21 protein-coding genes are annotated in these 23,611 nt (G+C 37.4%); 20 read left to right on the top strand and 1 reads right to left on the bottom strand.

Features of this window, described 5'->3' with window-relative positions; translation table 11 throughout:
• Positions 1-23: 23 nt before the first annotated feature.
• The 19 genes from rpsA (at position 24) to EUI_RS0108520 (ending at position 19,853) form a co-directional block, all read left to right on the top strand.
• Positions 24-1,217, top strand: a complete 1,194-nt coding sequence (rpsA, locus tag EUI_RS0108430; protein WP_010385706.1) for a 30S ribosomal protein S1 — start codon at positions 24-26, stop codon at positions 1,215-1,217.
• Positions 1,218-1,319: 102 nt separating this feature from the next.
• On the top strand, positions 1,320-2,633 hold the full coding sequence (gene der, locus EUI_RS0108435; protein ID WP_010687742.1) for a ribosome biogenesis GTPase Der: 1,314 nt from the start codon (positions 1,320-1,322) through the stop codon (positions 2,631-2,633).
• A gap of 209 nt (positions 2,634-2,842) precedes the next feature.
• On the top strand, positions 2,843-3,118 hold the full coding sequence (locus EUI_RS0108440) for an HU family DNA-binding protein (protein WP_010385704.1): 276 nt from the start codon (positions 2,843-2,845) through the stop codon (positions 3,116-3,118).
• Between the two features lie 209 nt (positions 3,119-3,327).
• Positions 3,328-3,555 carry a CsbD family protein gene (locus tag EUI_RS0108445; protein ID WP_010687743.1) on the top strand — a complete coding sequence of 76 codons (228 nt, stop codon included), beginning with the start codon at positions 3,328-3,330 and terminating at the stop codon, positions 3,553-3,555.
• A 240-nt stretch (positions 3,556-3,795) separates the two neighbouring features.
• Positions 3,796-5,061: a tetratricopeptide repeat protein gene (locus EUI_RS0108450; protein WP_010687744.1), complete on the top strand. Its 1,266-nt coding sequence runs from the start codon at positions 3,796-3,798 to the stop codon at positions 5,059-5,061.
• Between the two features lie 143 nt (positions 5,062-5,204).
• A complete protein-coding gene (locus EUI_RS0108455) occupies positions 5,205-6,416 on the top strand; it encodes a CCA tRNA nucleotidyltransferase (protein ID WP_010687745.1) in 1,212 nt (403 codons plus the stop codon).
• A complete protein-coding gene (locus tag EUI_RS0108460) occupies positions 6,403-6,903 on the top strand; it encodes a dihydrofolate reductase (RefSeq protein ID WP_010687746.1) in 501 nt (166 codons plus the stop codon). The genes EUI_RS0108455 and EUI_RS0108460 overlap by 14 nt, the downstream gene beginning before the upstream one ends.
• 7 nt (positions 6,904-6,910) lie before the next feature.
• A complete protein-coding gene (locus tag EUI_RS0108465) occupies positions 6,911-7,762 on the top strand; it encodes a DegV family protein (protein WP_010687747.1) in 852 nt (283 codons plus the stop codon).
• Between the two features lie 646 nt (positions 7,763-8,408).
• Entirely contained in the window at positions 8,409-8,615 is a 207-nt protein-coding gene (locus EUI_RS0108470) for a CsbD family protein (protein ID WP_010687748.1), read from the top strand.
• Positions 8,616-9,303: 688 nt separating this feature from the next.
• Positions 9,304-11,241: a transketolase family protein gene (locus EUI_RS0108475; RefSeq protein ID WP_010687749.1), complete on the top strand. Its 1,938-nt coding sequence runs from the start codon at positions 9,304-9,306 to the stop codon at positions 11,239-11,241.
• A gap of 1 nt (position 11,242) precedes the next feature.
• Entirely contained in the window at positions 11,243-12,070 is an 828-nt protein-coding gene (locus EUI_RS0108480; protein ID WP_010687750.1) for a shikimate dehydrogenase family protein, read from the top strand.
• Between the two features lies 1 nt (position 12,071).
• Complete coding sequence (aroF, locus tag EUI_RS0108485) at positions 12,072-13,082, top strand: 3-deoxy-7-phosphoheptulonate synthase (protein ID WP_010687751.1); 1,011 nt, start codon at positions 12,072-12,074, stop codon at positions 13,080-13,082.
• Positions 13,083-13,104: 22 nt separating this feature from the next.
• Entirely contained in the window at positions 13,105-14,166 is a 1,062-nt protein-coding gene (aroB, locus tag EUI_RS0108490) for a 3-dehydroquinate synthase (RefSeq protein WP_010687752.1), read from the top strand.
• Positions 14,167-14,223: 57 nt separating this feature from the next.
• On the top strand, positions 14,224-15,402 hold the full coding sequence (gene aroC, locus EUI_RS0108495) for a chorismate synthase (protein ID WP_010687753.1): 1,179 nt from the start codon (positions 14,224-14,226) through the stop codon (positions 15,400-15,402).
• Positions 15,403-15,447: 45 nt separating this feature from the next.
• Positions 15,448-16,752 (top strand): 3-phosphoshikimate 1-carboxyvinyltransferase, encoded by a 1,305-nt coding sequence (gene aroA, locus EUI_RS0108500; protein ID WP_010687754.1) that lies wholly within the window; start codon positions 15,448-15,450, stop codon positions 16,750-16,752.
• Positions 16,749-17,591: a prephenate dehydrogenase gene (locus EUI_RS0108505; protein WP_010687755.1), complete on the top strand. Its 843-nt coding sequence runs from the start codon at positions 16,749-16,751 to the stop codon at positions 17,589-17,591. Before aroA ends, EUI_RS0108505 begins: the two co-directional genes overlap by 4 nt.
• A gap of 16 nt (positions 17,592-17,607) precedes the next feature.
• Positions 17,608-18,408 (top strand): shikimate kinase, encoded by an 801-nt coding sequence (locus EUI_RS0108510; RefSeq protein ID WP_010687756.1) that lies wholly within the window; start codon positions 17,608-17,610, stop codon positions 18,406-18,408.
• Positions 18,409-18,411: 3 nt separating this feature from the next.
• Positions 18,412-18,966 carry a hypothetical protein gene (locus EUI_RS0108515; protein ID WP_010687757.1) on the top strand — a complete coding sequence of 185 codons (555 nt, stop codon included), beginning with the start codon at positions 18,412-18,414 and terminating at the stop codon, positions 18,964-18,966.
• Positions 18,963-19,853 carry a type I 3-dehydroquinate dehydratase gene (locus tag EUI_RS0108520; RefSeq protein WP_014947614.1) on the top strand — a complete coding sequence of 297 codons (891 nt, stop codon included), beginning with the start codon at positions 18,963-18,965 and terminating at the stop codon, positions 19,851-19,853. The genes EUI_RS0108515 and EUI_RS0108520 overlap by 4 nt, the downstream gene beginning before the upstream one ends.
• Before the next feature lie 29 nt (positions 19,854-19,882).
• Here EUI_RS0108520 and EUI_RS0108525 read toward each other — a convergent pair whose 3' ends face one another.
• Complete coding sequence (locus EUI_RS0108525) at positions 19,883-20,080, bottom strand: YjzD family protein (protein WP_010687760.1); 198 nt, start codon at positions 20,078-20,080, stop codon at positions 19,883-19,885.
• A gap of 127 nt (positions 20,081-20,207) precedes the next feature.
• Between EUI_RS0108525 and EUI_RS0108530 the strand changes: the two genes are divergently transcribed.
• Complete coding sequence (locus EUI_RS0108530) at positions 20,208-23,555, top strand: DNA polymerase III subunit alpha (protein ID WP_010687761.1); 3,348 nt, start codon at positions 20,208-20,210, stop codon at positions 23,553-23,555.
• Positions 23,556-23,611: the final 56 nt, after the last annotated feature.

Genomic DNA, 23,611 nt, shown 5'->3' on the forward strand with positions numbered 1-23,611 from the left:
ATTGTAGGAGGACGTTAGACGTCATGAGTGAAACAAACAACGAGTTCTTAGCAGCTCTCGAAAGCGCAGCAGATCAAATTAAGGTGGGAGATGTTGTTATAGGTGAACTTCTAGCCATTGACAACGATAACCAAGCAGTAGTTGGTTTGCCTACCGGTGAAGAAGGAGTTGTGCCAGCACGTGAGTACTCAGACGATCGTAACATCAACCTGGCAGACGAATTGAAAATTGGTGACAGTATTGAAGCTGTCGTTATTTCTAATGTGACAAGTGACAAAGAAGGCGTGGCCTATTTGTTATCAAAGAAGCGTTTAGATGCGCGAAAGGCATGGGAAAACTTGAGCTTCGGCGAAGGCGATACAGTTGATGCCAAAGTTATCAACGCCGTTCGTGGTGGTTTGATTGTCGATGTAAATGGTGTTCGTGGTTTTGTGCCAGCATCAATGGTTGCAGAACGCTTTGTTTCTGATTTAAACCAGTTCCGAAATAAAGATATTAAAGCACAAGTTATCGAAATTGATCCTGCTAATGCACGATTGATTTTGTCACGTAAGGCTGTTGCAGCTCAAGAACGTGCTGCACAGTTGGCTGAAATATTCAGTAAGTTGTCAGTTGGCGAAGTTGTTGAAGGAACTGTTGCACGTTTGACAGACTTTGGTGCCTTTGTTGATTTAGGTGGTGTAGATGGTTTGGTTCACGTTTCAGAAATCTCACATGATCGTGTCAAAAACCCTGCAGATGTTTTGACAAAGGGTGATAAAGTCAATGTTAAAATTTTGGCTTTGGATACTGAAAAGGGTCGTATTTCGTTGTCAATTAAAGCAACACAACGTGGACCTTGGGATGAAGCAGCAGAACAAATTGCTGCTGGTGCAGTTCTTGAAGGTACAGTTAAGCGCGTAAAAGATTTTGGTGCCTTTGTTGAAATTTTGCCTGGTATTGAAGGACTTGTCCACGTATCACAAATTTCAAACAAGCGTATTGAAAACCCTTCAGAAGTTTTGAAGTCAGGTGACACGGTACAAGTTAAAGTGTTGGATATTAAACCAGCAGAAGAACGTATTTCATTATCAATGAAAGCATTGGAAGAAAAGCCACAACGTGAAGATCGTCGTGGAAACGATGGCGCAGCTTCACGTGCAGATATTGCTGCTTATAAGCAACATGGGGATGACTCAGGTGCGACATTGGGCGACATTTTCGGTGATAAGTTGTAATATGAGCTAAAAAAGAGCTGGATTTCCAGTTCTTTTATTTTTGAAGAAAATTTGAGTGTGCATTATTGGCAGCACACGGTAAGAAAATAAGGAGGTGTCATTATGGCAGCACCAGTAGTAGCAATTGTGGGACGACCAAACGTTGGTAAGTCAACAATATTTAATCGTATGGCAGGCGAGCGTATTGCGATAGTTGAAGATCAACCAGGGGTTACACGTGACCGGTTGTACGCACCAGCAGAATGGTTGAATTATGAATTTCGAATGATTGATACCGGTGGTATTGAACTTGGGGATGCACCGTTTTTAGCTGAGATTCGGGCACAAGTAGAGTTGGCAATAGATGAAGCTGATGTGATTGTCATGATTACGTCTGGTCGTGAAGGTGTAACGTCAGCGGATGAAGTTGTTGCAAAAATGTTATATAAAACTGATAAACCAGTAGTGTTAGCAATTAATAAAGTCGATAACCCTGAAATGCGACAAGATATTTATGATTTTTATTCGCTTGGGCTAGGCGATCCGTTCCCAGTCTCTGGATCACATGGACTTGGTTTAGGTGATTTATTGGATGAAGTCGTTAAACATTTTCCAGATGAAGCAGCTGAACAAGAAGACGAAGGGGCGATTAAATTTAGTATTATTGGCCGACCAAACGTTGGAAAATCGTCTATTGTTAATGCCATGCTTGGTGAAGATCGTGTCATTGTTTCTAACATTGAAGGTACGACAAGAGATGCTATCGATTCTCGTTTTGTAACACCTGAAGGTGATGAGTTTATCATGGTTGATACAGCGGGTATGCGCAAACGTGGTAAGGTATATGAGAATACTGAAAAATATTCTGTTATGCGTGCATTGAAAGCAATTGATAACAGTAATGTTATTTTGATGGTTATTGATGCTGAAGCGGGTATTCGGGAGCAAGACAAGCACGTAGCTGGTTTTGCACATGAAGCCGGACGAGCTATGATTATTGTTGTTAATAAATGGGATGCAGTTGAAAAAGATGATCACACGATGAAAGAATTTGAAAACTTGATTCGTTCTGAGTTCAAGTTTTTAGATTATGCGCCAATTACCTTTGTTTCTGCAAAAACTGGTCAACGTTTAGATCGCTTACCACAATTAGTGAAAGACGTTGATAATAATCATCGCAAACGAATTTCATCTTCTACTTTGAATGATGTTATTATGGATGCAATTGCTATTAATCCAACACCATCTGACAATGGTCGCCGTTTACGTGTTTATTATGCGACACAAGTAGCAATTCAACCGCCAACGTTTGTTATTTTTGTTAACGATGTTGAATTGATGCACTTTTCATATGAACGTTTCTTGGAAAATAAAATTCGTGAAGCCTTTGACTTCACAGGAACACCTATTAAATTAATTGTGCGCGCACGTAAATGATGAGTAGTTTTATCAAAATGGGTATCGTCAGGATACTTTTTTGCATAAACATGATTTTTATGTAACAAAAAGATTACGAAACAGCGAAAACCCGCGTAAATACTACACATTCAGGCTTTCTTATGGTATTCTAGTTACATGAAATAATGTTTCGACACATTTCAAGAAAACCGCTCGACGGTTAATAAATACTCCCAGGAGAAGCAAAAATGGCTAACAAGCAAGAATTAGTAGATTCAGTTGCAAAAGCAACTGGTTTGACAAAGAAAGATGCTACTGCATCAGTTGATGCAGTATTTGCCTCAATTGAAGCAGCTTTGAAGAATGGCGAAAAAGTTCAATTGATTGGTTTTGGTAACTTTGAAGTTCGTGATCGCGCAGCTCGTAAGGGCCGTAATCCACAAACAGGTGCAGAAATTGAAATTCCAGCATCAAAAGTACCAGCTTTCAAGCCTGGTAAGGCTTTGAAGGAAGCTGTTAAATAAATAATCGTTTAAAAACATATTTAAAATAGTTTTTGAAACATGTTAGAATAAATTTCTTATTTTAACACACTTCAACACACAAAAAGTAACTCTTAAAAAGGGTTACTTTTTTTATTAGTATCATAATTGAGACTTATTATTATACAATAAGTCTCAATTATGATAAAATCAGTTTGTAACATCAAATAAAATTTCAAGGAGAATTAATTATGACAGTTGAAGAAAAGTTTGATAACGCCAAGGACAAAATTGCTGGTAAGGCAAAAGAAGTAGAAGGTAAGGTTACCGGTGACAAAAGTCGCGAAGCAGAAGGTAAGGCACAAAGTTTCTTTGGTAAAGCTAAGGATAAAGTTGTAGATGCTACCGAGGCAGTAAAAGATAAAGCAGAAGACGCTTTTGAAGCAGTAAAAGATGGCGTTGACAACCTCAAAAAGTAGTCCATATTATTATAAATCGTTATCCTAAAGGATAACGATTTTTATTTAAGATTAGGGTAGGTTGGTAGTTGAATCAGCAATTGCGTAAATTAAAAAATCGGACATAGTGTTCATAGCTTTTTTTATGTTAAAATAATATGTTATTAGAAATGCACAGTTAGACAAGAAAACATGATCATTTAAATAACGTGTATTAATATTATTTAGCATGTTAAAAGTGCACTTTTAAGGGAGCAATTTATGGAAACGAATTATGCACAACAAATGTTAGATGCTTTATCGAGTGGGCAACTAGAAGGCGCGCAACGTTTATTTACGCAATCTTTACGACATGATAATGACGATTTAATATATAGTTTAGCCGAAGAGTTATATGCACTTGGTTTTTTAAATCAATCACGAAGAGCTTATAAAAAATTATTAGAAAAATATCCGAAAGAGGATGAAATTCGTACGGCATTGGCAGATATAGCAATTGAAGACGGTGAGATTGATGAAGCACAAAATTATTTAGCCCAAATTCAACCAAGTTCAGAGTCTTATTTACGTTCATTACTTGTAAAAGCTGATATTTACCAGAGCGAAGGGTTGAATGAGTCCGCCGAATATAGTTTGTTACAAGCTGAAAAAATTGCGCCAGATGAGGATGTTATTCAATTTGCTTTGGCGGAATTTTACTATGCTAATCAGGCCTTTAAAAAAGCAATCATACGTTATCGTGCTTTATTGCTAAAAGGGCAACGCGAGATTAGTCGTGTAGATATCGTTGCTCGTATTGGTGTTGCTTACGCACAGATAGGTAATTATGAAAATGCTATTGGCTATTTAGAACAAATTAAGTTGAATAAAATGACAACAGATACGCGTTTTCAGTTAGCAATTTTATATCAAGAAAATAATCGTGAAGAAGAAGCAATTCGTATCTTTAATGATATTTTGGAAATTGATCCAAAATATACATCTGTTTATCCATTACTAGGTCTTGCTTATGAAAAGCAGCAACAACTAGATGATGCTTATCGTACATATCAGGCTGGTTTAGCACAAGATGAGACAAATGTACGTTTATATCGTTTGGCGGGCTTAGCGGCTGAAAAAACAGGAGATAAAACGACAGCAAAGGGATACTACCATAAAGCTTTGAAAATTGATGATGCTGATGTCATGACAATTATTGCGTTGTCTGAACTATTAATAACCCAGCATAAATTTGATGAAATGATTAATATGTTAACACAATACTTGGCTGAGGATATTTCGGATCCACAATTTTATTGGTATTTAGCACGCGCTTATCAGGTTACAGGTAATGATGATAAGGCGCAAGAATATTGGGAACAATCAGAACCTTTGTTTCAAGAAAATGCCACGTTCATGTTAGATATCATAGAATGGTACCATCAACAAGGTATTCGTGATGCGGAAATTTCTGCTATGAAACAGTACTTATTTTTGGAACCAAACGATGCGGATATGCAGATACGATTGGAAGATTTAGTTTTTTAAATGACCAAATCATTAACTTATCTGTAATTGAATAAATGATCAACTACAAATGTTTTGTATGAATTTTAATTTTAAAAAGAACCTCAAGTTTAAACGTATTAATTGTATGTTTTTTGGTATAATTTGATTAAGGACTTTTAACGATGAAAATTAATACACTGCCACAAGAATTTATTGACGCGCAACCTGTTTTGAAGACACTTGAAAATGCTGGATTTGAAGCTTATTTTGTTGGCGGGGCAGTGCGTGACATGCTTTTAAATAAACCGATACATGATGTGGATATTGCGACCTCTGCTTTTCCTGAAGAAGTTAAATTGTTGTTTGATAAAACGATAGATACTGGTATTCAGCATGGGACGGTCATGGTGTTAGATCATGGTGCGGGTTATGAAATAACAACATTTAGAACTGAATCAACCTATACAGACTTTCGTAGACCTGATAAGGTAACATTCGTTCGTAGTCTGAAAGAAGATTTAAAAAGGCGAGACTTCACGATCAATGCACTAGCCATGAATTATTCTGGTGATATGGTGGATCTATTTGACGGGTTAAGCGATTTAAAAAATGGTATTGTGCGAGCTGTTGGAGACGCGGAAGTACGGTTTACAGAAGACGCTTTGCGCATGATGAGAGCCTTACGATTTAGTGCCCAACTTGAGTTTGCTATTGATTTTAATACGCAACAGGCACTGCGTAAGTTAGCGCCTAATCTTGAAAAAATTGCTGTTGAACGCATTCGAGTGGAATTTGAAAAATTATTAATGGGATCACAAGCATCGGAGAGTCTCCAAATAGCAATCCGTGATCAGATGATGGCATATTTACCTGGTGACATTGTCACGTGGGACTTATCAAGGGTAATATTAGATCTTGAATCTAATCAAGCTAATACCGCACAAGTAGCTTGGACCCATTTATTGGCCCGTTCAGATTTAAATGAAAAAAAAATAACGCAATTTATGCGCATATGGAAAATGAGCCGTGAAGATATAAAAGTGACTGCCCTTATTGCACCTTTGGTACGTCATATTGAAGCTGTTCGTAAATTTCAGCTCTATCAAGTCTATGCATATCGTGACATATTGTTTGAGGTGTTATGTTTGATGAGAGTGCCCGATGAAACAGTGCAACAGATAAACACTATATTTGCAACTTTACCAATCTCTAAAAGCGCTGATCTGGCAATTAATGGGGCTGATTTAATAATGACTGGTTTAGTAAAACCTGGGCCTGAAATGGGGCGCACATTAAGAATGATGGAAAAGGCAGTTGTGCTTGGTCAACTTGAAAACACACCTGATGTACTATTAACATATATAAAGGGGTTGAAGTCCGATGACAAAAATTAAAATGGTGTGGGCAGAAGATCAGCAGCATGCTATTGGTAAAGATGGAAAATTACCTTGGCATATACCCGCTGATTTGAAATTATTTCGCGAAGAGACAACGGATACATTAATGATTATGGGGCGTACAACATGGTTAAGTATTGGCCGACCCTTGCCAAATAGAACAAGTTTAGTGTTAACGAGACAACCGACATGGCAAACCGATTTTGACGATGTTTTGATTGCACATTCTTCTGATGACGTGTTATCGTTTATTAAGAATGATTCAAGAGATGTCTCTATTGTGGGTGGCGCGTCGATTTATCGTACTTTTATGCCATATGCGACTGATTTAATCGTGACACGTATTGACGCTGTGATTAATGGTGATACCTTTGTGGATGAAATCGATTTAACGCAGTTTGAGTTAATTAGTCAACAGCTACATGAAAAAGATGATAAGAATGAATATGCCTTTGTTGTAGAACGTTATCAGCGTAAGAATTGAGGAGAAAATGTCTAATATTAAAATTGTTACAGATTCAGCGGTTGCCTTAACTCCAGAAGAAATAAAACAATATGATATAACAGTTATACCGCTGACCGTCCAAATTGATGGTGTCGTGTATGAAGATGGTGTAACTATTCAACGCGATGAATTTTTAGAAAAAATGACAACAAGCCATAGCTTACCGCAAACTTCTCAACCATCAATTGGTAAATTTCAAGCAGTTTATGAGGCTATTCATGAAAAAAATCCAGATACTGAAATTTTGAGTTTACATATATCTTCAGGTTTATCTGGTACGGTACATGCAGCTGATCAGGCAGCAGCACTGACAGCTGCTAAAATTACCACCTTTGATACGTTAAATGCCGATCGTGCACAAGCTTTTTGTGTTTTAGCTGCGGCTAAAATGGCACAAGATGGCGCCACGATGTCTGAAATTTTGATTGAAATTAAAAAAATACGTGAGAATTCTCACACGTTTTTAAGTTTCACATCACTCGATAATATGGTTGCTGGTGGACGTCTTAGTAAAACATCTGGGCTTATTGGCAACCTACTTAACATTAAAGTTGGTGCTGGTGTCGACAAAACAGGGTCAGTTGAAGTCATTACAAAAGGTCGTGGTATGAAGGCACTTAGTAAATTTAATGATGGCGTGATTGCTAAGATGCAAGCATATTCTGACATATTAGCAATTGGCGTCTCACATGCAGGTGTTCCAGAGGTTGCTGAGAAAATGGCAGTACGCTTAAACAAAATTTGGCCAGATATTAAAATTGAAGTGATGACAACAGGGCCTATCATATCAACTCATACTGGTGTTGGTGCATTGGCTATTTTGTACCATGCACGTTGAGCACAATAAAACCCAAACTATGTTTGGGTTTTATTGTGCTCAAATTTTTGATATTGTAAATATTTATCAAAATTAATACGTTAGTATCAGATTGGTTTAAAAAATTGATCAGGAAAAAATTAAGGGAGCACATCAGTTTTGAGAAATACAGGTTTATTAACTTCTTGTGGGCGCCATCCTAGAAAAGGCGGGTATGTATTTTATTTCGTAATGTAATATGGTTCGAATTTGCAATATCTAATGTGTCAACATGATAGGTTAAATTAAATAATGTTTTGTATCTTGTGTCCATACATTCTGTCTATTCTTCAATTTTATTTGCAGCACCCAATAGAGAAGATATCTTTAATTGAAACATTTTGATTCGTTATAAATTGTTGAAATTGATTTGTAGTCCGATAAAGTAGGAGATTAATAAAACATTTTTCATAGTCATCACTGGTCATGTTTTTAACGAGATTCAGTGCACGTATATGTACGCCTCGAAGTGGTAACCAGCAGGCAGTGAACGACCCAGAATAATGATAGTGCGGCTGACTTTAAATATTTTGTGCCAATGCCAGCATGAGCATATATTTTGAAATAATTTAATAATGACGTTACAATATACTTGTAACATCAAATAAGAATCAAGGAGAATAACATTATGTCAATTGAAGAAAAGTTTGATAGCGCCAAGGACAAGATTGCTGGCAAGGCAAAAGAAGTAGAAGGCAAGGTTACCGGTGACAAAAATCGCGAAGCAGAGGGTAAAGCACAAGGTGTTCTAGGCAAAGTGAAAGATACAATCACAGATGTTAAGGATAACGTTAAAGATACTATTGCAGATTTAAAAAAAGATAGCAAAAAGTAATTTAAACTATAAAGTTAAAAGGAACTGACATTTGTTAGTTCCTTTTTATTCGTAAGATAAGTTTAAGTGATGTGTGGTATCACATTAAAAAATGTCGATGATACTTTAATATTTAAATAATCTGGCTCAGGCATAATTAAAGACATAAACTTAGCAGGTTGACTTCTTTTAAATTCTCATTCTTCCAAATGCAAAATTTTTACACTATACCTGCTAGTTTTTTATTTGCCTATATACTGATAATGATTACAGCTAGTTACATAGAACTATAAAGCAAGTGACACAGTAGTGTTGAATCAATATAAATGGTTCGTTTAAAATTATTTATACATTGCATACGCTAATTTTTTGGAAAACCATCGTATGCAATAATGTTGTAAAATAATGAGAATTTGACAAATTCAATATTAGGAAGTATAATTAATATATTAAATAATGATAAGAGAATAAAATGATGGATAAGCAAATTTTGAAAAGAAAAAATAATAGTTATTATTACTTCTGGTTTATGTAGAACCGTCGCTAAGTGCGTCGGTTTTCGACGCACTTAGCGACCAGGAGCTTTTCAAGGTTCAGTCACTAAGTGGAATTTCAACACTTAGTGACTTTTTATTTGGCAGCGTATAACTGTTTTAATAAACCGTACTAGGTGAACGACACTAGTACGGTTTTTTATTAGGAGAGAATTATGAATGAAACATTAGCGCTACCTACTGAGTCATTAAAATTAATTAATAGCATGCGATTAATTGCTAATCAAATGATTTCAAAGGCTGGATCTGGACATCCTGGTATTGCGCTTGGTGCTGCGCCGATTTTATATGAGTTATATGCAAACCAGTTAGTGGTTGATCCTGATAATCCAGATATGATTAATCGCGATCGTTTTGTATTGTCAGCTGGACATGGCGCTGCGTTGCTTTACACCACGTTGTATGCCGCTGGTTTTGACCTATCATCTGCTGACTTGGCACATTTTAGATCACCACACTCAAAAACACCTGGTCATCCAGAAGTTGGCATAACCCCTGGTGTTGAAGCAACAACAGGACCCTTGGGTCAGGGACTAGGCATGGCTGTCGGCATGGCAATGGCAGAAGCGAAATTACATGATCAATTTCCAAATGTGGTAGATCATTATACATATGTCCTCGTTGGAGATGGTGATCTTATGGAAGGCGTCAGTCATGAAGCTGCGTCATTAGCTGGTAAACAAGGTTTATCGAAATTAATTGTTATACATGATGATAACAGTATTAGCCTTGATGGTGACAAAAATAGATCAGATATTTCAGATAATATGGCACGCTTTGCAAGTTACGGTTGGCATGTACTTGAAGTACCTGATGGTAATGATGTTTCTGCCATTCATCATGCGATTGATAAAGCTAAAATAAACTCAAAGCCAACATTTATTTCAGTTAAAACAATCATTGGAAATTACGGTCCTTACTCTGGCACCAATAAAGCCCATGGTACGCCGTTAACTCAAACACAACTTGATGCGTTGGCGACTAATTTAAATACGGAAATAAGTGATTTTGAAATAGATATTGACGTTCTTCAAGATATACGCCAACGTATTCATGACCGTTTGACTCATCAACAGGTAACGGATATTGATGAATTAACAGCCTACAAATTTTTTACGCAACATCAAGTGACTACGACACCAAAATTGACAGAATCCATTAAATCCCAAGCTGGCCGTAAAATTTCCAAATTTGCTATACAAGCATTTTCAAAACAGTTACCGCAGTTATGGGGTGGATCAGCAGACTTAGTCGCTTCAACTAATGCCGAAATTGTTGAAACATCACTATTTAACTCGGATAATCGTTCAGGACGAAATATTGCTTTTGGCGTCAGAGAATTTGGTATGGGGGCTGTCATGAATGGGATTGCATTACATGGTGGCACTAAAATTTTTGGCGCCACATTTCTAGTGTTTTCAGATTATATGAAGGCAGCTATTCGTTTGAGTGCTTTACAAAAACTACCAGTTATTTATGTGTTCACACATGATAGCATTACAGTTGGAGAAGATGGGCCGACGCACCAACCAATTGAACAAATTATGAGTTTAAGATTGATTCCGGGCATTGATGTTTTACGACCTGGAACAGCCGAAGAAATTACAGCAGCGTGGCAAAAAGCACTTATGTCTGTTAATCGACCAACAGTTTTAATTTTGAGTCGTGGTCCCATTGGATCTCAAGGAACAGTACAACAAGCAAAGTCGGCCATCGAAAATGGGGCAGTTAATATTGCGACGCAACCCAAAGCTGTCATAAATTTAATTGCTTCAGGATCAGAAGTACAATTAGCTCTGACGGTTAGCCAGAAATTGAGCGTTCCTAGCCGTGTGATTTCAATGCCTAATTTGAAGCAGTTTTTGTCTCTTGATTTGAAAGATCAAACACAAATTATTCCCAAAGCGGCTGCAGAAAATGTGATAATAGAAGCAGGAACAACACTTGGCTTGCAAGTATTAACCGGTGATACTGGGCTTATATTTGGTATTGATCAATTTGGTATGAGCGCTGCACCTCAAATGATGTTAGATGAATATGGTTTGAACGCAAGTACAATTGTTAAAAAAATTGCACAATATTTGGAGAAATAAAATGGCAGTATACGGTTTAATAGCACATCCGGCAGGACATTCACGATCACCTGTTATGCAAAATAAAATGATTTTTCAACGACAGATTGATGCGTATTATCATAAATTTGATGTTCAACCCGAGAATTTAGCAATGGCTATCAAAGGATTACGACTTTTAAATTGTGGTGGGTTTAATGTTTCTACGCCATATAAAGAAGATATTATACAGTATTTAGATGAGTTAACACCATCAGCAAACCGTTTACAGGCGGTAAATACAGTCAAAAATGTTAATGGTCGTTTGATTGGTACAAGTACTGATGGCGACGGATTTTGGCAAAGCATGAACCCTAATCAACCACATGAAAATGTTGTGATCCTTGGGACTGGTGGTGCAGCAAGAGCTGTTATTGCTGCAGCACAGCAGTATGGTGTTCGCCACTTGACGGCATTTAATCGGCCACATTCAGGGTGGTCCCAACGTGAAACTGCTGTTGCGTATCTTAGTCAAGGTATTGGTCAATTAGCAGATTTATCTGATAATCGTGCATTGACAAATGCCTTACAACAGGCGGATTTATTGATCAATGCAACAACTGTGGGTATGAATGATGCGAGAACATTATTAACAGATTACCAAGTCGGTTTGCTACCACAACATGCATTGGTAGTCGATATGGTTTATCGTAACCAACAAACAGGATTACTAAAAGCAGCCAAAAAGCATCAATTACTCACACAAAATGGCTTACCAATGTTAGTGGGTCAGGGGGCGCTAAGCTTCGAATTCTGGTTCAATCAACCTGCTGATCGACAGTTAATGGCGCAAGCTATAGAAGGAAAATAAGATGATTTTAATTACAAAAAGCAATGATAAAGCACAAGAGATTGCCCAAAAATTAGACACTAATAATCCCATTAAACCAGTGTTCGTGCATGAAAATCGCGTGGCGTTGGCAGGGGTAAAAAACTTGCCTGACAGTACTTTGAATGAAATTTCACAATATATTGTTGAAACAATCACAAATCACCATCCAGCGATTGTTTCTTCTCGAGATTTCCACCCAAATGATTCAATAATAAAGACCAACCATTCAATCATTGGGGGAAATCATTTTATCTTTATGGCTGGTCCAGATTCGATTGAAAGTGCAGAACATGTGCTTGAAATGGGTCGTCAAGTTAAAGCGGCCGGCGCAACAATTTTGCGTGGCGGCGCTTTCAAGCCACGAACTTCACCTTACTCTTTTCAAGGTAATGGCGAAGTGGGACTGAAAGCTCATCGTGCAGCCGCAGATGAACTTGGTATGGATATGATTACTGAAATTTTAGATACACGAGATGTTGATTTAGTTGACTCGTATACGGATATTTTTCAGGTTGGCACGCGAAATATGCAAAATTTTGCTTTGTTGAAGGCTCTAGGCCAAAAGCGCAAGCCAGTTGTCTTAAAACGTGGGATGTCCGCAACGATTGATGATTTATTAAATGCCGCAGAATATATTGCAGCAGGTGGTAACATGCAAATCATGCTAATGGAGCGTGGCATTCGAACGTACGACAATAAGTACACACGCAATACGATTGATGTTTCAGCTATTCCTGTTTTACAAAGTTTAACGCATTATCCAGTTATTGCGGATGCATCACATGCAGCTGGAGTTGCAAAATTTGTGACACCATTGGCGTTGGCGGCTACTGCAGCTGGTAGTCAAGGACTCATGACGGAAATACACGATGATCCGGCACACGCATTTGTAGATGGCGCACAAGCATTGACACCGGAAGCCTTTTCTCAACTTGCTGACAAAGTGAGAAAAATTCATGATATTGTTGCACACGATAACTTAGAATACTAATAATTAGTTAGAAAGGATAGTTATGTCAACCGTACATGTATCTTTTGATCAAAAAGCGTATGCCGTTAAAATTAATAATACAGCACATACTCAAATCGGATCAGAAATTTTAGCTGTTTGGTCGCTTCGTAAAATCGCCTTGCTGACTGACAGTCATGTTGGACCGCTTTACTTGACGACAACACAACAGCAGCTTGAAGCTGCAGGATTTGATGTGTTACCCTTACAAGTGCCGGCCGGTGAACAATCCAAGTCATTAACAGTGGCTGGTGAATTGATCGCCAAAATGGCTGCAGCTGGATTTACGCGAGGAGATGGCCTAATTGCTTTAGGTGGTGGTGTTGTTGGCGATTTAGGTGGTGTTGTGGCTTCTCTTTATATGCGGGGTATTAGCTTTATTCAAATTGCAACATCTCTCACAGCACAAGTTGACTCGTCAGTTGGTGGCAAAACGGCCGTTAATTTGGGCGATACTAAAAATATTGCGGGCACCTTTTATCAACCAGATTTAGTTTTGGTTGATAGCACATATTTAAATACATTAACAGATCGTGATTTAGTTGAAGGCTATGGAGAAGTTGTTAAAACTTCGGCGCTTGATAGTCAAGAATTCTTTGACTTCACTGGGACTATACAATCAATTCAAGATATTCGCATGCATGCACAGAAACTGTCACAATTGGCTATTGCCTATAAAGCAAAAATTGTGATGCATGATGAAAAGGAATCAGGCCAACGGCAATACCTTAACTTTGGGCACACAATAGGACATGCAATTGAGTTATTAGCACATGGGAATCTGCGACATGGTGAGGCTGTCGCGATTGGTATGATAGCGATGACTGAACGGATGGCTCGTGATGGTGTGTCATCTGATGATTTGACTAACGCTCTCAAAGCACGTTTAGAGGCGGTAGGGTTACCAACAAGCTCAAATTTAATAGGCACGTCTGAATTTTTTGATCATTTGATTAATGATAAAAAAAATCGTGGTGGCATTCTAAATCTTGTGGCACTCAAAAAAATTGGCAGTCCTGTGATTGTCCAAAAAAAATTGGCAGATATGCCAGATTTTATTAAATAAAACTCTGAAAGGAATGTGTGAGGAATAGTTATTATACACTTCATACAATAAATAATTATGCGCTATACAACAGCAGGTGAAAGCCATGGGCCAGAAGAAATTGCTATCATTGAGGGCATACCAGCAGGATTACATATTACTCAAGAAGATATTAATGAAGAATTAGCGCGTCGTCAACATGGTTATGGTCGTGGTGAACGGCAACAAATTGAAACAGACACTGTGACTTTTCTAACTGGCGTGCGGCATCAAATCACATTAGGATCACCCATAACACTAAATGTACACAATGATGATCACAATAGCTGGTCTAAAATTATGGCACCAAATGATCCTGCGACACCAGAAAATACCTTACGAAAAGTTTTACGACCACGTCCTGGCCATGCTGATTTAGTAGGTGGTATGAAATATCGACATCATAATGATTTGCGCAATGTGTTGGAACGATCATCAGCTCGCGAAACAACCATGCGCGTTGCTGTAGGTGCAGTAGCAAAAAAATTATTACGAGAAATTAACGTTGATGTTCACGGATTTGTTGTCAATGTAGGTCCTGCAAAATCAGATTTAAATGTCTTAACACAGTATAAAAATTTGCAAGAATTACGTGCGGTGACTGAAAGCTTTGCAACGCGAGCCTTAACAGCTGAAGCTGATGAAGCTATTCGTCAAGTGATTGACAAGACGAAGCGTGATGCAAATACAGTTGGTGGTCAGGTACAAGTTATCGCAACAGGTATGCCTGTTGGACTTGGGTCATATGTATCAGCTGATGAAAAGTTAGATGGCAAGATTGCGCGTGCAATTGTTGGTATCAATGCTTTCAAAGGGGTACAGTTTGGCGGTGGATTTGATAATTCTGAAAAATATGGCGATCAAATTATGGACGAAATTTTTTGGGATTCAGAAAAAGGATTTTACCGTGGTACTGATAATTTGGGTGGCTTTGAAGGTGGTATGACAACTGGTGAAGCGATTACTGTTCGTGGCGTTGTGAAACCAATCCCAACCTTATATCGGCCGATGAAATCGGTCGATATTGACACACATCAAGAACATAAAGCCTCTATTGAACGTTCAGATACAACTGCTGTTACAGCAGCAGCGGTTATTGCCGAGTCTATGGTAGCTATTGAACTTGCAATAGCTGTTTTGGATAAATTTGATGCGGATAATATTGAGCGCATGAAAGAACAGGTAGCAGCATATCGTGAAGAAATTCGTACATTTTAACTAAGTAGCCTTGGCTACGTACATACTTAAAAAGGTAGAGTACTTATGATCAAACTTATCAAAGCACCAAAATCAGGTCTGCATGGTGAAATTACCGTGCCAGGGGACAAATCAATTTCACACCGGGCATTAATGTTTGCGGCTATTGCGACTGGTGATACGCTCATTGACAATTTTTTAATGTCAGATGATGTGATGCGCACAATGACTGTATTTCGTGAACTTGGTGTGGATGTGAGTCAAGTAGGTTCACAAATAAAAGTGATAGGAAAAGGATTGGATAGCTTTACAAAACCAGAACATGCACTTAATATGGGAAATTCTGGGACATCAACGCGCCTTTTAATGGGCTTGTTAAGTAAACAGCCTTTTGATATTCCTTTTTTCGGTGATGAATCATTGAGCAATAGGCCGTTGCGTCGCGTTGCAGGGCCATTATCATTAATGAATGCTAAGGTTGATCTAACAGGTGATAATTTTTTACCGGGAACGATTCGAGCAAATAATAGATTGCAGGGTATTACCTACGAAATGCCCGTTGCATCGGCACAGGTTAAAAGTGCTATTTTATTGGCTGGCATACAGGCAGAAGGTGAAACCATTATTATTGAAAAAGTGACTTCAAGAGATCATACGGAACGTATGCTACGCCAATTTGGAGGGGTCATTACAACAAATAATGGGGTAATCACTGTACAACAACAGCCGCAATTACGTGGACAACATGTGCTAGTCCCTTCAGATATTTCAAGTGCGGCATTCTTTATGGTGGCGGGCTTAATTACGCCAAATTCTGAGTTAACCTTAAAAAAGGTTGGTGTTAATCCAACGCGTGTTGGTGTGATTAAATTACTTGAACGTATGGGCGCAAAGATTAAGCAAGAGCCAATTCTTTCAGACGGCGAAGCACTTGCAGACATTGTCATTAAATCGCAGTCTTTACATGGCATTAATATTGTGGCGAATGATATTCCAAGTGCTGTTGACGAGCTACCAATTTTAGCATTAGCCGCAACACAAGCAATTGGAGATACTGTGATTAGTGGTGCTGCAGAATTGCGGGTAAAAGAAACCGATCGTATTGCAACGGTGATCAGTGAACTCACAAAACTTGGTGCCGATATTGAAGAAAAACAAGACGGCATGATTATTCATGGCGGCACACCGCTGCGTACAATGCAGGATTCTGCATTACTTGATTCGCATGGCGACCATCGTATTGGAATGATGAATGCCGTTGCTGCATTAATTACTGAGGGAAATGTTATTTTAACAGGCGAAGACGCAATGAGCGTTTCATATCCTGGATTTTTGGCTGATTTGACAGCTGTAATGAGAGAAAAATTATGATAAATATAGTTGTTGTGGGACTTGGTGAAATGGGCGCATCATTGGCTGAAATTTTAAATACGCAATCTAACAATTATGTTGTCGGGGTGGATATTAATGAACAGTCTTTGCGTTATGCGATAGAGAATAATCTTGTTTCAGCAACTAGTTCTCAATTGCGTGATGTTGCACCACAAGCTGATGTCATTGTTTTAGCCACACCGGTAACTAGTATTGAAAAAAATATGCATCAATTAGCAAAAATGGTGTTGAAAGAAAACGTTATTATAACTGATACAGGGTCAACAAAACGAGATATCATGGCAGTGGCCGAAGAAGTATTAACACCAATTAATATCACATTCATTGGTGGACACGCAATGGCTGGCACGCATCAAAGTGGCGTGACTTACGCTAATAAACACCTATACAAACACGTGACGTATTTTTTAGTGCCAAGTTCTATGAGTGACAGTCGTAGATTACAAACAGTATTTAAACCATTGGATGCTAAATTTATCACCATTGATATTGTCAAACATGATGCGTTAATGGCAATAATTAGTGACGTACCACATATTGTTGCTTTTGCATTAATGAATACGGCAACAGCACAGTTAGGACCAGCAACACTGTTTGGTCAATATGTTGCTGGCGGGTTTAAAGATACAACACGTATTGCAGCGAGTGATTCTAAACTTTGGGCAGATGTTTTATTGAGTAATAAACAAGCTGTGTTAGAAAGTCAAAAGCAACTGATAAAACAATTAAACTTCTTTTCACAGGCAATCGAAAATAATGATGAAGATGCACTGATAACACTTATTTCTGATGCACGACAATCAAGAGAAAATTTATAATTAAAGTGAGAAAATAATGATTAAAGAACCAGATACATTGATGCTTATTGGTTTTATGGGTGCAGGAAAAACAACTGTAGGCAAAGAAATAGCCCGTCAGCATCATTCTAAATTTCTTGATATTGATTCTGAAATTGAGCGTGTTGCTGGACAAACTATCAGTGAGATTTTTGAAACGCGCGGTGAAGTTGGGTTTCGTCAATTGGAGACTGAGGTTTTAAATGATGTGCAAACATTTAAAGGCATTGTTGCAACAGGTGGTGGCGTCGTAGAACGACAAGAAAATTTAGAGGTGTTACAACATTCGCCAGCGACGGTTATCTACTTACATGGTAACTTGGAAAGTACAATTGGTCGGTTAATATTGGAAGGACAACGACCATTATTGCAAGAAAAGTCTACAGCAGAATTTTTTGCCTTGTGGCAAAAACGTGATCCAAAATATCAACAAATAGCTAATTTCACTGTAGAAACGGTTGGTAAAAAACCTTCACGTATTGCTGCTGAAATTATTGCATTATTTAGTGCCAATCAGGATGAATTGGCATTATTACAGCTGCGATCACAAATTGATGCTTTTGATCGTCAAATTTTTCAAACAATTGCTGAACGCTTTCAAGTAGTTGAAGATATTGCGCGCTACAAAGAAAAATTTGGTATAGCAACAATACAAAATAATCGTATGATTCAGCAGCGAATAGCTCTGAAAAGTGATTTTTATGCAAATAAAGACATCACTGATGACATGATTGATAATATTATGACCATTTTAATGCAGGCAGCGATTGATAAAGAAGTAAAACAATTGAATAGGTGAGTTATGAATATACATACACTTGGTCCTACTGGGACTGATTCAGATCGTGCAGCACAGCATTATTTAACACATGAAACTTTAATTTTGCATACAAGTTTTGAAGAAATAATCATGAATTTTCACAATTATCGTGGCGATAAAATATTGATGCCAGTTGCATTCAAGTCTAATAAATTGGCTGGCATAGACTGGGCAGAGTTTAACTATTTGAATTGGATGAATCTTGAGATTGAATCAACATTTTCATTGCCTTTAATGACAATGAGTCTTGTTGAAAACACACAGTATCAACGAAATATCGCGTTAATTCATGCCGCTACTGAAGGTTTAATGAAGCGTTATTTAACAAAAATAGCGTTGAATAATGCTGCTGGACCATCAATTGTATTTGCACCAAGTAAAATTGTAGCATTACAGGACTTTATAAAAAACCGAAATCGGTTTACAATTATTTCAGAAGAACAATTCAAAAAAATTCCAGAAAGCAGTGATGAAAAATATCGAATTAGGCAAGTTTTAAAGCCTCAAATGATATGGGTCGTCTACAAAATATTATGACACTAAGAGAATTATTACATCTGCCAAGCACCAATGATAAACCGGTTATCACGGTGCCTTTAACCTTAGGGCCTTCCGATAAGTTTGGGCCATTCACACAAAAATTGCAGCAACAAAATCCAGACGCAGTTGAATGGCGAGCAGATTATATAGTAGATAACTTTAGTCAAGCTGTGATGTGGCAACAAGTTAAATTAGGGGCACAAAATGAACTCGCACAAAAAAATGTGTCAGTGATGACTGAAGCAAAGATGTTAGCTGAAATAGACAACGCGAAGCAAGAGTTCACTGCCAATTGGCCTGTAATGAATCAGCAAATTACCAAAGAATTAGTTGGAACTGTATTTAATAGTATTGGTGGTTTCCCGGTTATTTTGACGTATCGGACGACATCTCAGGGTGGGCAAGGAGAGATGTCACCTGTTGAGTACACGACTTTTTTGGTTAATGCACTTTATGCAGGTTACCCATTTGCAGCTGTTGATGTGGAATATTCATTAGAAGAACTTTTACGTCAAAAGATTATTGATGTGGCACATGAAGTAAGTGTCCCTGTTATATTGTCATATCATGATTTTAATATGACGCCAAAAAATAGTACAGAGATCATATTGGATATGTCAAAACAACCAGCAGATATTATTAAATTAGCAGTAATGTCACAATCTGAAAAAGACACACAATATTTACTAGATGTAACCAAAAGTGCTGTGGGTAGTGTTAGTCAGCCATTGATTACTATGAGTATGGGTGAATTTGGTAAACGTTCACGAATAGAAGGTTATCATTACGGTTCAGAAATGACATTTGCTGTACTCGACGGGACACGAGTCAGTGCGCCAGGTCAGTTAACAGTTAACGATCTTGTTCAAGAATGGCAAGAATAAAAAAAGACGTGAATTATTCACGTCTTTTTTTATTCTTCGGCGGTAATTTTCTTTGATGCAGCTGATCCCGAAATTGCAGGGATTGCGATGATTGCAATTTCACCAACAATAACGGCAATAATTGCAACTGTTGTGAATGAATAGGTTCCCTCAGATAGTTGAGAAACAATATAGCCTAAAATTTCACCAAAAATTGCTGACCAAATAGCAACAGTAATAAACTTCATAATGTCCACCTCTTTACAAAACTATCATACGCTCTTTAAAAAAAAGCGCAACCTTTTTTGATGCGTTTCGTGTATAATTAAAGGGAACAAATTTTCGTATCAACATAGTAAGCGTAGTGGAGGCCTAATGTACGCACCTTTACAGATTTTGAGTGCTTATAGCTTATTAAAAAATCCTAATACAATTGAACAGATTATTGAAACTGCCAAAAAACGTCATTATCAGGCTATTGCTTTAACCGATATCAATGTGATGTATGGCGCTGTTAAATTTTATCAAGTTGCAAAAGAAAATAATATCAAGCCGTTATTTGGTGTGACTTTACAAGTTAATGGCTTGGTCAATACTGCGACTGTTTTTCCGATAGTACTCATCGCCGAAAATCAAACAGGCTATCAGAATTTGATGTGGATTTCTTCAGCTAAAATGACTACCAAAGTCAGTGAAATGACACTAGATGTTATTACTGGGCATTTGGCAGGTATCAACGTCATTTTTCCTAATGATAGTGAAATTTCGCAGTTTATCGCTTCTGAATATACACAATCAGTTGATTATTGGCAACAGCTTAGTACAAAAATTGATCCAAAAAAATTATATTTAGGCATTAATCCGCAATTAGCGCCACAAATTCAAGAACGATTAGTGACATTTAGTGAAAAGAATCAAGCAAAGCTGATTGCGTTGGATACGGTTGACTATCTCAATCCCGATGATGCATTCACAACACAAGTTTTAAAGGCAATTGAGACAAATACCAAGCTAGATGATATTAAATTGCTCGCACAGCAGGTTGGAACCCATGTATTGCAAGATTTTAATGAAGTTCAGATAGCTTATTTGGCTAATGATGCATTAAAAATAGCTTACTTGAACAATGAATTACTAGTATCAAAGAGCCACGTTGAAATCATATTTAAGCAAACAGCAACATTACCAAAATTTCATTTACCAAACGAAAATCAGACTTCAGAAAATTATTTGCGTTATATTGCAGAAAAAGGTTTATTAGAACGAATAAACGGACGACAAGTGGCTTTAGATCAGTATGAGAAACGCTTGCAACACGAATTGCAAATCATCAATAATTTAGCGTTTAACGATTATTTTTTAATTGTCTGGGATATTGTTAATTTTGCTCATCAAAAAAATATTCAAATGGGTGCTGGGCGTGGGTCTGCGGCAGGTTCCTTAGTTGCCTATGCTTTGAGAATTACTGATGTCGATCCGATACAGTTTGGCTTATTATTTGAACGTTTCTTGAATCCACAACGTATCCAAATGCCAGATATTGATATTGATTGGCCAGATAATAAACGTGATTTAATATTAAACTATCTACATGATAAATATGGGCAACGTAATTTTGCGCAAATATTGACTTTTGGCACTTTAGCAGCCAAGCAGGCATTAAGAGATACTGCCCGGGTGTTTGGTTTATCCCAGCAAATGATGAGTCGCATTAGTAATGCTGTACCTCAGGGTAAACAAGGGCGTAAAGTATTAATTCAAGATACTTTAAATGAGTCTAATGTTTTGCGGACTGTTTTATCTGATGTTGACAATGGGGATTTACTACTTAAAGTAGCACAACATATTGAGGGACTACCACGTAATTACTCAACTCATGCTGCTGGTGTAGTATTAAGCTCAGAGTCATTGATTAAGACCTTACCAGTACAATCAGGATCAGATGATCGATTATTGACACAATTTGAAAAAAATCCAGTTGAAGCACTAGGATTACTTAAAATAGATATCCTTGGCCTATCCAATTTATCTATTTTAGCGCAAACGTTATATGATGCAAAAAAACAGTTACCAGATCATTTTGATATTAGTAAAATACCACTTGATGATTCAAAAACTTTGGCTTTATATGCTAAGGGTGATACGAACGGGGTCTTTCAGTTTGAATCTTCAGGCATTAAAAATGTGTTGCGCCAATTAAAACCAACAACTTTTGAACATATTGTGGCGGTTAATGCGCTTTATCGACCAGGCCCAAGTCGGAATATACAAGCGTTTATTCAGCGACGCCATGGTCGCGAAAAAGTCACAATACTTGATTCAAGTCTTAAAACAATTTTGGCGCCAACTTTTGGCATTATTGTCTACCAAGAACAAGTCATGCTAGTTGCAGAAACTTTTGCAGGCTTCACCTTAGGTGAAGCTGATCTTTTGCGAAGTGCTATGTCAAAGAAAAAAATAGAAAAAATGACAGCAATGCAGGAAAAATTTGTGCAAGGGGCAATTGATTTGGGTCATGATAGTGAACAAGCTGAGCAGATTTTTGCTTATATCGATGAGTTTGCAAATTACGGCTTTAACAGATCACATGCTGTTGCATACAGTAAATTATCTTTTGAATTAGCCTATATGAAAGCACATTATCCGGTTGCTTTTTTTACAGCATTATTAAATGCTAATCTTGGATCGCCTGAAAAAATACGAAGCTACATTATGGAAGCAAAGTCACGTAATATAGAAGTTAGCCCACCGAATATCAACCAATCACAACGTTTTTGGACAGCAGATGATCAAAAATTGCAAATGGGTTTAAATAATATTCGAGGTGTGCGAACTGACTTTGTGTCTGCTGTATTAGAAGAACGACGAGAGAATGGACGTTTTAAATCAATTCAGTCGTTTATTCGTCGTTTGCCCGATAAATTGCGTAAGCAAGACACTTTGATACAACTTGTTTATGCTGGGGCGTTGGATGCATTTGGTTATAATCGGTCAGAATTAATAACTGCTTTGGCTGACTTAATTGAGGCAGCTGGGTTTGGTGACTTTATTTTAAGTGAAACAAAAATAAAGAAAAGTGATGATTTAACGTTGACTGATAAGTTAGCACATGAAAAAGAAGTAATAGGAGTTAATTTATCGGGACATCCATTAGATGCTTACTCAGCATTAATTATCAGTAAAAAATTCGAACAAATTGCCGATATGATAAAAAAAGATCAAAAAATAAAAGGCATAGTGATTATTGATAGTGTTCGTAAAACGCGTACAAAAAAAGGTGAAGAAATGGCGTTCATGACTGTTTCTGATATAACCGGAACAATTGGTATAACAGTGTTTAGTCAAGTGTTGACTAAAACAAGTGATCTATTAAAAGCAGGGGCAATGATTGAAATTACTGGAAAAGTAGATAGTTATAATGACAAACTATCAATTATTGCAAATCAAATACATCATGCGCCCGATTTAGAACCATTGGGAAAGGTATCTGGTACTTGGTTTTTACAATTTGATGATGAACATGATACGGTTGAAAATCGTCATGACGTGGTTGAAATACTCAAAAAAAACCATGGCGATAACCCAGTTGTGATATATTGGCAAAATACGGAACAAAAGCAAACACTCGATGCAAAATTTTGGATGAGTGATGAAACCGTTATCATTGTTGAATTATCAACTTTATTAGGCTATAAAAATGTTGTGTTTAGAAGAAGTCAATAATATTGTGTCTTGTGTAAACACTTAATAATGTATAAAATAGAGTTTGGGTAGAGTTG

The organism is Leuconostoc gelidum subsp. gelidum KCTC 3527, assembly GCF_000166715.1.
In the GTDB taxonomy this organism is placed as follows: Bacteria; Bacillota; Bacilli; order Lactobacillales; family Lactobacillaceae; genus Leuconostoc; species Leuconostoc gelidum.

What these genes read in the sequence shown, in the direction of transcription:
- EUI_RS0108465 (WP_010687747.1), top strand. Translation starts at nt 6,911, where the DNA reads ATGTCTAATATTAAAATTGTTACAGATTCAGCGGTTGCCTTAACTCCA.
- EUI_RS0108470 (WP_010687748.1), top strand. Translation starts at nt 8,409, where the DNA reads ATGTCAATTGAAGAAAAGTTTGATAGCGCCAAGGACAAGATTGCTGGC.
- EUI_RS0108455 (WP_010687745.1), top strand. Translation starts at nt 5,205, where the DNA reads ATGAAAATTAATACACTGCCACAAGAATTTATTGACGCGCAACCTGTT.
- der (WP_010687742.1), top strand. Translation starts at nt 1,320, where the DNA reads ATGGCAGCACCAGTAGTAGCAATTGTGGGACGACCAAACGTTGGTAAG.
- aroC (WP_010687753.1), top strand. Translation starts at nt 14,224, where the DNA reads ATGCGCTATACAACAGCAGGTGAAAGCCATGGGCCAGAAGAAATTGCT.
- EUI_RS0108520 (WP_014947614.1), top strand. Translation starts at nt 18,963, where the DNA reads ATGACACTAAGAGAATTATTACATCTGCCAAGCACCAATGATAAACCG.
- EUI_RS0108480 (WP_010687750.1), top strand. Translation starts at nt 11,243, where the DNA reads ATGGCAGTATACGGTTTAATAGCACATCCGGCAGGACATTCACGATCA.
- aroA (WP_010687754.1), top strand. Translation starts at nt 15,448, where the DNA reads ATGATCAAACTTATCAAAGCACCAAAATCAGGTCTGCATGGTGAAATT.
- EUI_RS0108475 (WP_010687749.1), top strand. Translation starts at nt 9,304, where the DNA reads ATGAATGAAACATTAGCGCTACCTACTGAGTCATTAAAATTAATTAAT.
- EUI_RS0108525 (WP_010687760.1), bottom strand. Translation starts at nt 20,080, where the DNA reads ATGAAGTTTATTACTGTTGCTATTTGGTCAGCAATTTTTGGTGAAATT.
- EUI_RS0108515 (WP_010687757.1), top strand. Translation starts at nt 18,412, where the DNA reads ATGAATATACATACACTTGGTCCTACTGGGACTGATTCAGATCGTGCA.
- rpsA (WP_010385706.1), top strand. Translation starts at nt 24, where the DNA reads ATGAGTGAAACAAACAACGAGTTCTTAGCAGCTCTCGAAAGCGCAGCA.
- EUI_RS0108440 (WP_010385704.1), top strand. Translation starts at nt 2,843, where the DNA reads ATGGCTAACAAGCAAGAATTAGTAGATTCAGTTGCAAAAGCAACTGGT.
- EUI_RS0108510 (WP_010687756.1), top strand. Translation starts at nt 17,608, where the DNA reads ATGATTAAAGAACCAGATACATTGATGCTTATTGGTTTTATGGGTGCA.
- EUI_RS0108460 (WP_010687746.1), top strand. Translation starts at nt 6,403, where the DNA reads ATGACAAAAATTAAAATGGTGTGGGCAGAAGATCAGCAGCATGCTATT.
- aroB (WP_010687752.1), top strand. Translation starts at nt 13,105, where the DNA reads ATGTCAACCGTACATGTATCTTTTGATCAAAAAGCGTATGCCGTTAAA.
- EUI_RS0108530 (WP_010687761.1), top strand. Translation starts at nt 20,208, where the DNA reads ATGTACGCACCTTTACAGATTTTGAGTGCTTATAGCTTATTAAAAAAT.
- EUI_RS0108505 (WP_010687755.1), top strand. Translation starts at nt 16,749, where the DNA reads ATGATAAATATAGTTGTTGTGGGACTTGGTGAAATGGGCGCATCATTG.
- EUI_RS0108445 (WP_010687743.1), top strand. Translation starts at nt 3,328, where the DNA reads ATGACAGTTGAAGAAAAGTTTGATAACGCCAAGGACAAAATTGCTGGT.
- aroF (WP_010687751.1), top strand. Translation starts at nt 12,072, where the DNA reads ATGATTTTAATTACAAAAAGCAATGATAAAGCACAAGAGATTGCCCAA.
- EUI_RS0108450 (WP_010687744.1), top strand. Translation starts at nt 3,796, where the DNA reads ATGGAAACGAATTATGCACAACAAATGTTAGATGCTTTATCGAGTGGG.